The organism is Polaribacter filamentus, assembly GCF_002943715.1.
GTDB lineage: Bacteria > Bacteroidota > Bacteroidia > Flavobacteriales > Flavobacteriaceae > Polaribacter > Polaribacter filamentus.
Map to the genome: position 1 here is coordinate 2040266 of NZ_MQUA01000013.1, position 14407 is coordinate 2054672.

The 14407-nt window shown below is 34.2% G+C and carries 7 protein-coding genes; all 7 read right to left on the reverse strand.

What is annotated here, in order from left to right:
- Positions 1-3: 3 nt before the first annotated feature.
- The 7 genes from BST83_RS11460 to BST83_RS11490 all read right to left on the reverse strand — a co-directional run bounded on the left by BST83_RS11460 (position 4) and on the right by BST83_RS11490 (position 13610).
- Entirely contained in the window at positions 4-2061 is a 2058-nt protein-coding gene (locus BST83_RS11460; RefSeq protein WP_170062780.1) for a Sip1-related alpha-galactosidase, read from the reverse strand.
- Between the two features lie 166 nt (positions 2062-2227).
- Positions 2228-3139, reverse strand: coding sequence for an endonuclease/exonuclease/phosphatase family protein (locus BST83_RS11465; RefSeq protein ID WP_104809910.1), 912 nt, complete (start codon positions 3137-3139; stop codon positions 2228-2230).
- A gap of 26 nt (positions 3140-3165) precedes the next feature.
- Positions 3166-4548, reverse strand: coding sequence for a sulfatase (locus tag BST83_RS11470; protein WP_104809911.1), 1383 nt, complete (start codon positions 4546-4548; stop codon positions 3166-3168).
- A 60-nt stretch (positions 4549-4608) separates the two neighbouring features.
- Positions 4609-6015: a sulfatase family protein gene (locus BST83_RS11475; RefSeq protein ID WP_104809912.1), complete on the reverse strand. Its 1407-nt coding sequence runs from the start codon at positions 6013-6015 to the stop codon at positions 4609-4611.
- A gap of 124 nt (positions 6016-6139) precedes the next feature.
- Complete coding sequence (locus BST83_RS11480; protein WP_205853577.1) at positions 6140-9556, reverse strand: glycoside hydrolase family 2 protein; 3417 nt, start codon at positions 9554-9556, stop codon at positions 6140-6142.
- 459 nt (positions 9557-10015) lie between these two features.
- Positions 10016-11350, reverse strand: coding sequence for a glycoside hydrolase family 99 protein (locus BST83_RS11485; RefSeq protein WP_240614732.1), 1335 nt, complete (start codon positions 11348-11350; stop codon positions 10016-10018).
- Complete coding sequence (locus tag BST83_RS11490) at positions 11325-13610, reverse strand: GH92 family glycosyl hydrolase (protein ID WP_104809914.1); 2286 nt, start codon at positions 13608-13610, stop codon at positions 11325-11327. Before BST83_RS11490 ends, BST83_RS11485 begins: the two co-directional genes overlap by 26 nt.
- Positions 13611-14407: the final 797 nt, after the last annotated feature.

The following is a 14407-nucleotide window of genomic DNA, read 5'->3' on the forward strand; positions in this document are numbered from 1 at the left end:
TTTCTAATCCTTATACAACGTTAATTTTTTATTTTTTTCTCCAGTAGAGAGTTCGATACTGTAAAATCCTTTTCCTATAGATTTGACAATTCCATGTGAGGTTTGAGGTTTTTGTGTTGCAGAGTAAACTACAATTGGTCCTGACTCATCTAAAATCAACGTAAGTTTTCTTTTTGTTTGTTTTTCTATTCTATAAGTACAGCCTGAGATATATTTATCCGACCGTCCAATAACAGCCCAACCTTTAATTATAGGAGATAAAGTGAAGATTTTTCCTTTCATGTTTTCAACCTCAAAGTGATGGCTATTGGTTAATCTATCTCCTGCTTTCTTTTCATAGTCGTATAAAACCAAACCCTCATTGGGCATGACCCACAATCCATTAAATGGCTGCTCTTTAGCTGATGCGTATTGATAGTCATCTGCATTTATGGAAGCTTTTATTATACTTTCATTAGAAAAATTAAATGCGGCAATTGTGCAGCTTTTTTCTCTTCCAGGAGCTATAACCCTGTAAGCAGTATCATTTGTATTTGAGAACAAACTTTCATGTAGAGGAACAGCAGGAGCTAAAGTTCGTATTATTTTACCATCATCAAAAATAAGTGGATCAATTACATCTTTATCAAATTCAGTAGGTTTATCTGAAATATAAATGGGACCTCCAGAAATAGCTCTAGCAATTGTTAAATATTGAGCAGTCTCCTTATTACTTGTGTGATACATATCTAAGTCGCCATAAATAATATCTCCCCACCACATATTATTAGCAAATGACTGGCGCGTTCTTCTCATGTTTTCTTTTGGCAAATGAAGTTTTATATCTACACTTGCTCTTGAAATGGCACTGTATTTTGTGTTAAACACATTTACATTTGATTGAGAAATACAATTTAAAAGTTCAATGTTATTGTCTTTACATGCTTTTTCAAGGGCTTGATTATTTTGATGTGCTTTCTCTACCGCATTATCGCTATTGGCATACATCCAAAAATTAAAGGTTTGAAAATCTACTTTTTGAAAATCAAAACCAGATACTTTTGTATTGGCAGTCATCGCATTATAGAATTGTTCTGAAGCTTTTGTTCCTGGCTTAACAACCATGGTTTCAACCCACTCTGTACTTTTTTGATTGTTTGTTGTATTGCTAATGATGCTAGGTTCTAAATAATCATTCAAGGCTGTCATTGTATGATTCTTGCTTACGCCATACATACCACCACTCATATTTCTCCAAATGCCCATCCATTTCACATTATCATCTTCTTTTAAAGACGTAATATTTTCCCACCCATTAGGAAATTTAGAATTGGTGTCAAAACTTAAAAGCTGAGGGCGTGTCGCCCCTTTTGTTTCCTGATCCAAATAGCCATCATCCACAATAAGCCAACGCACAGGAACCTCGCTTTTTTTAATAGTATTAATGCTATTGATCACAATCTCTTCAGTGATGCCTCCCTCGTATGCTTCCCATGTACACCACCCAAGATATTCGTACATTTCTGGATACGTTTTATTGGAACGTAATTGCACATTATCTTTACAAAACTCAGATTGAAGTGCTAGTTCCCAGCTTTTTTGTGTGGCGGTGTAAGGATCGTTAGCATAGGCATAACTCAATAAAGGCACAGTACCAGAATACGCTTGCGTTCCAAACGTCGCTAATTTTAAATGTGGTTTTCCACCATCCATATTAATAAAAGCCATCATATTCTTAGATACCAAAGGAAGAATGCTTAAAAAATTACCATCCTCTAATTCCAATAACATAAAGTATCCGTTACCTGTCGCATTTTTAAAATAATCAACAGGAATCTCACTTGATTGTCTATCTTTAAATTGGTCAAAACTATTGAAAGGTTTCGGAAATGTTTCATAACCAGAAACCCAATTATTTAAGTAGCCTTCATTTATAACGCCTTTTTTAATCTTTGGAATTACTAGATTGTATGTGGCAACACATCCACCAATAGGAGACACATTTTTAAATGACTTACTTATTAAACCACTTTTTTGAGATGTAGTAAAATTAATGGTCTCATTGCTATTTTGTGCTGTCATTCCTATCGAACAAAAGAAAAACAGTATGAATAAAAACGTTAAGGTTTTACTTTTTTGTTTTGCTAACATCTTACTCTAATTTGGTTAAAACTTGGATTTAGAATTATTTAAGCTACTATTAATTTATGAAAACGTTCAATTTAACAGTTAGCTTCATGACGTATTTCTATATATTTATCAAAAATTTAACAAAAATTGGTTTATGATCTGATGGATATACACCATCAACATTATAATTGACTTCTTCATATTTTAAAACTTCAACAGATCCTTTGTAAAGAATCCAATCTATCTCCTTAGGGTCCCCATTCACATTAGTATCTTTGAACAAATCTGAATTTTCGCTATTTCCTTCGCCTACAAATACTTTGTGCGGTGCACTCTTTGGATGACAGTTAAAATCGCCTAATAAAAAAATAGGACGCTCTTGCTCCCAGCTTCCAAAATGGTTAAGCTTTTCAATCCTTTCCATAATTAATTTTGATGCGCTTAATCGTCCTTGAGGTTCTCTACCATTAAAAAAATGAGTGTTAAAAACGTAAAATTCTTGATTGTTTTCCCAATGCCCTCTATAATCTGCTGGATATGCGCTTTCTTGTCCTGTTTTAGGAGTATTAATAAATGCAAAGCGTGCCCAAGTCATCAATCTAGGATTTACATTAGGACCACTTCCAATACGTTCTGGTGTACTAGATAATGCAAAACTATTTAGTTCTCTAAGTCTAAATTTATCCCGTTTATAAAAGATAGCCATATGCTCATCATCATCGCCACCTTGACGACCTTCGCCTACCACTACATACTCTGGCAAATGATCTGCCAAATAATCAATTTGTTCCTTAAGCCCTTCTTGAGTACCAATAATATCTGGATTGTATTTATTAATCAAATCAATTTGCATATCTCGTCTAACTTCCCATAATGGTTTATATGTTGGACTTGCAAACTTTAAATTATATGTCATGATAGAAATTAGACTCCCCGCTGTATTAGGCTTCTCTTGAGCATGTAACGAATCGCTTAAAACTGACAAACAAACTATTGAAACAAATACTAACTTTTTGAATTTTTTACCCATAATCAAAATGATATTTAATTTAAGACTCAATCTTTTTTATATAGAAGTGCTTTCATTTCATCAACAACATCTTTATGCGATGCATCTTTTGCTAGATTATTATATTCAAGGGGATCATTTTGCTGATTGTAAAGTTCTCTACCTTTTTTTCCAAAATCCCATTCTACATATCTCCAATCCTTGTTTTTTACCATCCTTCCTAACATATCCCCTCTTCTTGTTACAGCTTTAACTTCAGTCTTAAATGGTTTTTCTGGATCATCAACACTAGCTGCAAAACTTTGTCCTTCTAAATATTCTGGAACATTTTTTAAATCCATAAGTTCTGCTAGTGTTGGGTAAATATCTATAAACTCAAACATTGTTGTAGATTTTACACCTTTTTTACCCACCGAATTTCCAGCCATTATGAAAGGAGCATTTGTACCCTTTTCAAAAACAGTTACTTTATTCCACCAATTATGCTCGCCTAAATGATAGCCATGATCTCCAAAAAACACAACGAGTGTATTTTCCAATTGCCCTGAAGTTTTAAGTGCATCTAATAATCTACCAACCTGAGCATCCATAAAACTGGTGCAGGCATAATAAGAGCGCAGGAACTCACGCTTATCTTGGTCTGAAAAATTATTAAAAATCGATGTTTCGTTGGGCAAGGTGTGGCTATAGGGTGGTTCCCATCCTTCTGGTAACAAAGGAGGATCACAGGCCTCTAACGGGTACATATCGAAATACTTTTTGGGAGCAACAAATGGATCATGGGGTTTTTTTAGTCCTACTGCCAAAAAGAAAGGCTTATCACGTTTCGTTTTAATAATCTCAACGGCTTTCTTAGCAATTTGCCCATCTTCTTGGTCGTCATCAGTTCCTTCTCTTGCTTGCCACCAGCACCATTTCAATTCCCCATCCGTAAGATTTCTTTTTTCGCCTTGTTTACCCAATTTAGTGGTTTCAAAATTATAATAGGCATCCCAAGCTTTAGTATCGTCATACTCTCCCATTCTGTGAAATATTTTACCCAAACCAATGGTCTCAAAACCATTTTGCTTAAATAAATATGGCAACGTTACTTTGTCTCCCAATAGTGGTTGTAAAGGCGTGTTATTATCAATTACATTAATAGTTTCTGGGCGTAAACCCGTTAAGAATGAACTACGACTAGGTCCACAAACGGCAAAATTACAATAGGCGTTATTGTACTGAACTCCCATACCGGCCAGATTATCAATATTTGGTGTTTTTACAATTGGATGTCCATAAGTACCTAGGGTGTTATTTAAATCGTCAATAACAATGAAAAGCACATTCTTATCTGTTTTTGGTATGTCTTGCTTTTGCTCATTTTTTTTAGCATTATTGCATGCTGTTACTATCAAAAAAACGGTAAGTAATACAAATATTCTTTTCATTACGTGTGTTTTTTTTATTCTAGGTTAAACTGAAAAAATATTGATTATTCTTTATTAACTTTATTCTAAGCTTAATTTAAAACTTTCATATACTTTCATCAGTTCTTCTACCAATTCTGGATGCGATGGCGCTAAATCAACCGACTCTGTAGGATCCTCTTTTAAGTTGAACAGTTGTATTTTATTTTTTGGTTCTTCTGGAGTTACTCCAGGATAATCTGCTGGGGTTGCCTGTCCTTCCATTTGAGCAATAATAGTGGTGCCGTCTGGCCCTCTTGGATCTGACCAAACACTTAAATCAACCTCTTTCCGATATCTCGGTTTTTTTATGAAGAGTTTATAATCGCCTTTTCTTACCGACATAATATGCTCATTATGCATGCTAAAAACAGGAGAATGTATATTGCTCTCTCCTTGAAGAATCGTGGTTATATCTTGCCCATCTAATACATGACCTTTTGGAATTTCAATATTTGTTAAAGCGCAAAGGGTTGGAAAAATATCAGGAGACCAAACCGGTAAATCCGATTTTTGATTTTCAGGAAACACCTTTGGATAACGCATCATAAATGGTACTCTGATCCCGCCTTCCCAAGTGGTGGCTTTCATCCCTTTAAAACCACCTGTACTTCCGCCGTACCAAGGCCCATTGTCCGACATAAAAATCACTATTGTATTGTCCAATATATTCAGTGTTTTCAAGGTATTCATGACTTCTCCAACAGACCAATCCAATTCTCGTATCACATCTGCATATAAATCGTTTGGTGTTTCGGGTGTATAAAAATTTTCCGATGCAGCCAAAGGCTTGTGCGGCATGGCGTGTGCTAAATAAAGTAGGAACGGATTATCTTTTTCTCTTTTAATAAAATCAATAGCTTTTTCTGTATAATCTTTTGTTAGTTGTCTTTGATCCACTGGATATTGGACCGTATCTCTGTTTTGTATAATTTGTATGGGTCTCATATCATTTGAATAAAGAATTCCATAATATTCGTCAAACCCTTGTTCTACTGGGAAAAATTTCGATTTATGTCCTAAGTGCCATTTGCCAATGGCTTTGGTGGCATACCCCGATTCCCTAAAAACTTCTGCAATAGTAATTTCATTAGGGTCAAGTCCTACATTATCAATCATCTCACCTGCATCTGGCGTTGGGTTCCTGATTAGACCATGACGTAACGGAAATCGTCCAGTTAGCAAAGTAGCTCTAGATGGTGCACAGTAAGGAGTGGGTACATAAAAACTTGTACAACTAACACCTTGCATAGCAATGTTATCTATGTTGGGTGTTTTATAATGTTTCTGTCCGAAGGATGAAATATCTCCATAGCCCATATCATCTGTTAATATGATAAGAACATTTGGTTTTTGTTCGGTTTTTGGGTTGCTTTCAACCTTCTTACATCCTACAATTAGCATTGATATGATAAGTAACTGACAAACTATTTTAAAACTGCCTTTCATGTGTTTAAATTTATTGCCTGCCTGCCGCAGGCTGGTTTTTCAATCGTCAAATGTAGCTTACATATAATCATTCACTTGGGTATCGAATTCTCGTTATGGAGTTTCATAATTATAAAAAATTAGACTATTCAATTAAATCCATAATGATATTGTTCAATATTTTTGCAGCTATAGGGTCATACAGCCCTTTATCCAACCTCATTTCTGAAAGCACTGCTGTTCCTCCATCATCAACAGCAATCATTGGAAACCCTTTCATGGTACTCAACTGTGCGCGTTGGTCACTACCTCTCGCATATTTATGTTCACATCCTGAGACCAAAGACGTAATATCATCCTTTTTGTAAACTTGCATAAGCCCATGATAAACCAAAGGTTTTTCGCTTTTATTATTATTGAAATAACGAAAATCCATATGTTTAATATCATTGAATATATCCGATTCCGGAATATCGATATGCGCTGTTTCTAGTGTTTTCTCTAAATAATTACTAATGTGATTAGGAAAAATATCCATTATTTTTTTTCCTGTGTTCAGCATAAAAATCTTAGCACCTTTATGTAGCTTGTCGGTTATTAATCCCTGCTCATTTTCCGTGAGATTGGAAATGGTTTCAATCCCTGAAATAATATATAAATCTGCCTTTTGGTTAAACATGCTAGAAATATCAGGCATTTCAGAATAGGTAATATTCAGTAAGTCCAGTACTGGTTTTGTTTTTCCAGAAAAATCTACCACTGTAATCTTTTTGGATTTTAAGTCATTTGTTTTGACATAAGATATCTTTGCAAACACTAAATCATATTCATTTCTGGAGACTTCTTTACCATGTTGTACTAAAGATAATTTTAGTTTTCCGTCCAATCTATCGCCTTTAAAAGTATCTGGAATTATAATTTCTGGAGTTAACCAATGTCTTGAATAATGGGCCACTTCTGGAATTTGATAGTTTCCTGTGCCCACAACCCTGCCATCTTTATAAGTGATTTCCCAAACTAAAGTTGAAGGTTTCAATGTTGTACCATCTACTTTATCATTTACAATGCAGAAACGTGTTGGTAATTTTTCTCCAGTATAAAAATGTCTTCCCCAAAGTTCGGCACTTACCAAAACTGGATTTAAGGCGTTTTTCATTCGGTAGTACGTTGGATAAGGTTCTACACGTTGCGCATCATACACATTACGAAACCAAGTAATACTTGAAAAATTATGTAACCCCGCTAGTTTGTTGTGTGATCTACGAACGGCTTCGGCTAACTCTGAGGATAAAAATGCGTTATTTTCTAAACTATATTTTGGGTCTCCAAAGGGATATGCTTGATTTCCTACATGTGTTTGTGTATTTTGATGTTGCCATAAATAAGACCGCGTATGATGCCCCGTTTCGGTGTTTGGATAGCCGGTAGACCACTCTTGACTTATTAAAGGCCTTCCCTCCGTTTTTCTTTCCATAAACTCTTTTCCTGAAAAATTATCAAATAAAGAACTGTGGTACCAGCCAGAATAGTTGTGACCATCATCAATATCGCCATCATCATAGTTCTCAAAAAAAGCATCATCATGTTCATGTTTTACTTGTTTTCTGGTATATCCAGAATCAAAACATATGGGTCTTGTGGGATCTAAAGTCCGCATGTCTTTAACAACATCAGATACAATACCCATTTTAGTTTCAATACGTTCTACATCATCTTTATTATGGGTAAAATTCATCTCGTTATTTATAGTCCAATAAAATAATGACGGATGATTCCGATACTTCTTCATTAAATCCAACCACTCCTGTTTCCAAATACTTAAAAGCTCTTTTTTTGGAATAGAATTTTCGCCAACGCCAATCATCAACCACGGCCATGTACCTTCCATACTAACTCCTACACCATTTTTATCGGCAGCCTCCATCCAAACTTCACTATAAGGAATAGTATGACTTCTGGTTACAGCAATATTACCGTCATGATACAGCTGCATGGTTTTATTGGCAAGCGCTGCATCATTTATGCCAAGAGCATGTGGTGTGTGGTTAGCTGCCCGTAACCAATATTTATTTCCATTAAGGTAGAAATAATCGCCTCGAGTTTCAAAGGTTCTAAAACCTGAACGAATAGATTCTGTATCAAAAATAGTATTGGTTTTATTTTCAGAAACAGAGAAATTAAAGTCATAAAGATTGGGAGTTGTAGGTGTCCATAATTTTGGCTGTAACCCAGCAATCTTAAATGAAAACACTTTTTCCTCTCCTGCTTTCAATTCTACTTTATTTAGTGATGTTTCTGAAACTAAAAGCGCATCTGTTTTAGTATCTGAAATGTTAGTATTGATATTCAATTTCGCTTTGCTTGAATTATAATTTTTTATGGTAACCTGAAAATCAGCACCTGTAAGCGATGGTTTGATATATACATCTTCAATTTTAATAGGTTCTGTAATGACTAATTTTACGGGTTGCCAAATCCCAGAAGGATTCCCACGGAAAAACCCATGAGGCAAATCTTTTAACATTTGGTTAGTCACTTCCACAGTAACGGCTATAGTTGCAATCTCTTCAGCATTTTTAATATCCTTGACATAATCACGCAGAACCTTTACAGCAAACAAATTTTTTCCTGGCTTAGTCAATGCTGTTATATCCACAATGAACTCTCCGAACATTCCAATATGGCTTCCTGCTTTTGTTCCATTAACATACACTTCTGCCACTTTGGAAACCGCATCAAAAGAAAGTTCTAGGTGTTTTCCGTGGATAGTTTCAGGTAACTCCATCCATTGGCGGTACCACCCTATTTTGGTTTCCTTATAATCAAATGTGTAATTTTCACAACGGTCTGTCTCTTTTTGGTAATAGGTATCAGACACGCCTTTAGGAAAATTTTGTTTCATAAATGTTTCGCCGTGCAACCATATTCTGGACGGGTTCCAGAAATTTGGTACTTCCAAAATATGCCAATCTTTATCATTAACGGTTACAGAAAATGCCGCATCCCTATTTTCAATTTCATGACCCGGTTTAAATAACCAATTGCCATCCAGGGATATTTCAGTCCTAGTAGTATTAATATTAGAAACTACTATAGGTTTATACAAACCTCTTTCCTTTTTACGTTGAATTTCTTTTTCTTCTTTACTTGAATAATAACTGTATTCGTCTACTGCTATGTCTTCAAGATAATTTTCTGGTAATTCTGTTACTTTCAGATTTTTAAATTCAGTTTGAATCCAACTGCCTCCCAAGCCTATTTTCCCAGCAGGTAATAAGTGGGCATTCTCATCAATGACGTCAATACGCGGTTTATCTTCATTATTTAAAAAAACACGAATCCTATTTTTACATACTTCAATACTTATTTTGTACCATGTATCTAAAGCTGGAGAAAAATCAAGGTTTCTAATTCCCAAAAAGGCATCATCGCCCATAAGGCCCATTCTACCTATTTCTATGTCATTTTGCAAACCGCCTTTAATCCCAATAATATAACGTTCATTCCTACCCTGCTCCCTAAAACTTGCCCATATTTGAACTTGCTCTTCGGTACTGGGCACTTTCGCTTCAAAGGATACACGGTAATTTTTCCAATCAGCATTGCCAAAACTTGCGTAAGCGTCTCTGCTAATAAGTATTCCATTGGTTATAGAGCATTCGCCTTTACCTATTTTTTTATATGCTACATTTTCAAAGTTATTTCCTGCACTCATTTTAATCTGAGCAACTGATTTTGTTAATCCTATCGTAAACAGAAATAAAACAAATAAAGAACTGAATTGTGGTTTTTTATTTTTGATCATATTTTTAATAAAATTGAGCCATAACATTTTACAAGAACACGTATAAAATGTTATGCCTATTTGTTTTAGTACTTTAAGCCTGCTTTCATTTGTGCAACTATAACTAAATATTCAGTATTGAAAGCAAGGTTATTATACTCTTGAGAATCTTTTTTTTTGTTATAAAGCTCTTTTTCATTTTCTAATTACTTTTTAAACCTTAACATATCTGAATACTTATTCTTTTGAAGGGATTTTATAACTTAAAGGGATTTCTTTACGTAACATTTGACCTGCCTTTCCTGTGAGAAATAAATAATGATCTGGAGCAACATCATCATTCCCTACAAAATGAACATCATCACTATTGGGTGGATTATTTAAAACAGGGATGATAGCTGTTCCTTCATCAACCTCATCAAACATGCCCACATATAACATCTCCGCTCCTGCTGAAATAGCATTATAAATCAAGTCCCAATAAAACTTACCACCAACTCTAGGTATGGCTCCGTATGTTGTATGTCTTGCTAACCCTGGATTTCTTTTAGATAGGTTATGCCAACTAAACCCCGCATAAACTAAAGGCACATAGTCCACTTTATTATCTTGACACCATTTAATATCAGCCATAACATGGTCTCTGTATCTTATCTCATCTTGATGTAATAACGGTGTAAATCGTTGTACCATCCATGGTAGCACAATATCTGCTGTTCTTATAACATCATGTAAATAAGGATCTGGAAGGCAATCTTTATCTAATTCTCTAAAATAGGTTGGCACGCCTAACATCACAGAACAACCCCCATATATGGGATCATTTTTAAGGAAATCAATTAGACGGTTAATGCCAATTTCTCTAATATTATAAGACCTGTCAGGAAAACCGATGCCCCAAATGGTAACCAGAGGTTTGCCGTTATGGTGGAGATAATTTATACTTTGGGTGACTTTTAAATTATCCACTAATTTTTTCCAGTCTTCAATAACTGCAGAACAATCTTCACCATCAGCCCTCATCCCGGACAGGTCATACATAACCGCAATAGCACGATTATTTTCTTCGGCTGCGTTAACTGCATTTTTTAATATAATATCTTGAGATTTATTTGGGTCGTCATGATTTCTTGCCACACCAAAAAAGCGCTGCATAAAAACACCATCCACACCATACTCTTTCATCCATTTGAAATGTAAATCTGTAGTGCTTTTATCAACAGAACTAAAGACTCTTGCTTTTGTTCCGTCAGGAAATTTAAATTTTGTTTCATAAGTTTTTTCATACTCAGATACATCTGGCCAAAAATCAATAGTGTTATGATCTTTATCAAATTTACCATCAGCACCATAGTGTCCCCATTTAGACCCAGAGCCATCTTCTGGAGTTCTAAACCAACCTTGATAGCCCGCCATAACCAAACCTTTGTAACTCGGATAATTACTGGTTTTTGCATGTTTGTTTTGTCCGCTTGATTGTATCGTAAAAAACACAGTCAATCCTAATATTAAAGCATGTTTTAAATTCATTTTATGTAAAATATAATTAATTAAAAAGTTGTCTATTTTCATCAGCACCCATTTCAAATTCCAAAGTGCCTCCGTTCCATATATCACTATGGTCGAAGAAAGGTTCTGTCATGGTTTTCCCGTTAAGTTTTAAGGATTGTATGAATTTATTTTTAGTACTGTTATTTTTTGTTTCTATTGTAAATTGTTTACCGTTGGATAAATTGATGACTACATTATCAAAAATTGGACGACCAATAGAGTAGGTTGTATTTCCTGGGCTAAAAGAATAAAACCCCATAGCGTTTAAAACATACCAAGCAGACATTTGTCCGCAATCTTCATTTCCAGATAAACCATTGGGATTATTAAAATAAAGACTAGACATGATGCTATCCGTCAATTTTTGAGTTTTCCAAGCCTCTCCAACATAATTATACATGTGTGTGATATGATGACTTGGCTCATTTCCATGTGCATACTGCCCTATCAATCCAGAAATATCACTTGAGGGATTAGTACCTTTAAGCTCTGAACTTGTTGTAAACAACTCATCTAATTTTGCTGTAAATTTTTCTTTACCCCCCATTAAATCGACTAATCCTTTAACATCATGAGGCACAAACCAAGTCCATTGCCAAGCATTTCCTTCTACATAATCATCCTCTCGATGTTCAGAATACTTTGGGTCAAAAGGTTCTCTAAAAGTCCCATCGCTTTTAACACCTCTCATAAACCCCGTTTCAGGATCGAAATATTTTTTGTAACGCTTAGAACGTTCCATAAATATCTCATAATCCTCATCTTTACCTAAAGCTTTAGCCATTTGAGCGATACACCAATCGTTATAAGCGTACTCCAAAGCTTTTGAAACAGATTCATTTTCCAGATCTGAAGGAATATAACCCAATTCTTCATTATATTTTTTTCCTAATGTTGCTAGTTTATATTTAATCCTTTCTGAAGGAAAATCGATTCCTAGAGTATCATAGGTTGAAGAATGCACAATAGCTTCATAGGCCTTTTTAGCATCAAAGCCTCTAATGCCTTTCATATAAGCATCAACAATTACAGGCACTGCATGGTATCCAATCATGGTTCCTGTATAATTTGCATTAAGTTCCCATTTTGGTAAAATACCACCATGCTCATATTTTTTCAATAGCGTATTTACATACGCATTGTTTTTTTCTGGCTCAATAATATTCAACAAGGGATGAAATGCTCTAAAAGTATCCCATAAAGAAAAGACTGTATAAGTATCTTCTTCTGATGTATGTATTTGCTGATCCATACCTCTATATCTACCATCAACATCATTAAAGGTATAAGGGCTCATTGCTGAATGATATAGCCCTGTATAAAAAATAGATTTTTCATCTTTTGAACCACCTTCAACCTGAATTTTATCTAACTGATTTTCCCAAACTACATGAGCATCTTGCTTTACTTTATCAAAATCCCAATGCGATATTTCCTGCTCTAAGTTCTTTTTCGCACCATCAAAATCTACGGAAGAAACTCCTACTTTAGCCATTAAAGTATCAGCGTTTTCTTCTTTAAAATTTAAAACAGCTACTAATTTTATACCTTCTATTTCTGAACTAGCCTCTTGAGCTTTGCCCTCTTTAAAAAACGTTACAGTAAAAGGCTGATTAAATTTAGCATGAAAATAAATATGGCGGTTTTTAGCCCAGCCATCTATGTGTTTATATCCGCTAATTTCCGTATCGCCAATTATTTTAATAGTACTATGCTTCACATGTCTGTCGTGAATAGTATGATCCATATCAATAATTAAACCGCGTTTTCCTTCTTTTTGGAATTCATATCTGTGAAACCCAACTCTATTGCTTGCTGTTAACTCTGCTTTTATATTGTAATCTAGTAAATTTACCGAATAATAGCCCGGAATAGCCGTTTCGCTTTTATGGTTAAAACGACTTCTGTAACCAGAATCTGGATCTTCAGGTGTACCCGGATTTATCTTTGCTTTTCCTGTAAAAGGCATAAACAGAAAATCCCCTAAATCACCAATACCAGTACCGCTTAAATGCGTGTGACTAAAGCCCCGAATAGAAGTATCGGTATGATGATACCCTCCGCAAGCATCCCAGCCTGATGTTCTTGTATCTGGACTTAATTGAACCATGCCATTTGGAACAGTTACCCCAGGAAACGTATGGCCGTGACCACCTGTACCAATAAAAGGGTTAACATATAATGTATTATCGTTTACGCTTACTACTTTTTGTTTAACACAACCAAAAAAGGTTAAAACCAAACTCAAACTAACAAGCTTTAGAAATTTCTTTATTTTCATTAATAACAAGGTTTAGATTAAATTATAAAGCTTAAGCCATCTCTTCCTAATTAAGACACTTACTTTTACTTACTTTAATTCTCAAACCAAATTTAGAAACGAACATTAATTATTCATCAATATTCAATTAATTAGAAATTAATATATAATTAATACGACTTATTAATCCATTTTTAAGGGACGTGAGGGCGGATATTAATAGAACACACATTTTAATTTGCAAACAAGACATAAATCTATAATTAATCATTTCGCAAAAAAAATCTTAATTATTTACAAATATGAAAACTTGAATAAAAGATTAACAATTATTCGTACTTATTATTCCTTTAAGTGTTTACAGACAGCATTACAAAAACTTAGATAAGTTTAAGTTTATTTCTAGCACTTGGTGATATAATTTTTAGTTAAAGAATGATGAGAATAATTTTAACATATTTTCCTAATGATTTTCTCATATCTCTGCAGGTTTTACCTTTTAAGTAGATCGCAGTCTATAATTTATTACTCCTATTACTATTATGTTATTCTACAAAAACTACGTTTTAAATATCTAGGACATGGTATTTAATATACATCAGACTCATTATAAACAATGACTCTTTTTTTAAAATACTTAAAACTGCATGAGATACAACAAGAGCATATGCTTTCTTAGACGTTAAGGCTAGACTAACTATAGAAACTTTATTGATATTGTTCATTTATTAATTTCCTTTTATTTTTTAATTAATTTTTTTTTAAGTCATTGAAATACATTTGTTATAAATATTAATAACCCTTTAAAAGAATTAAAC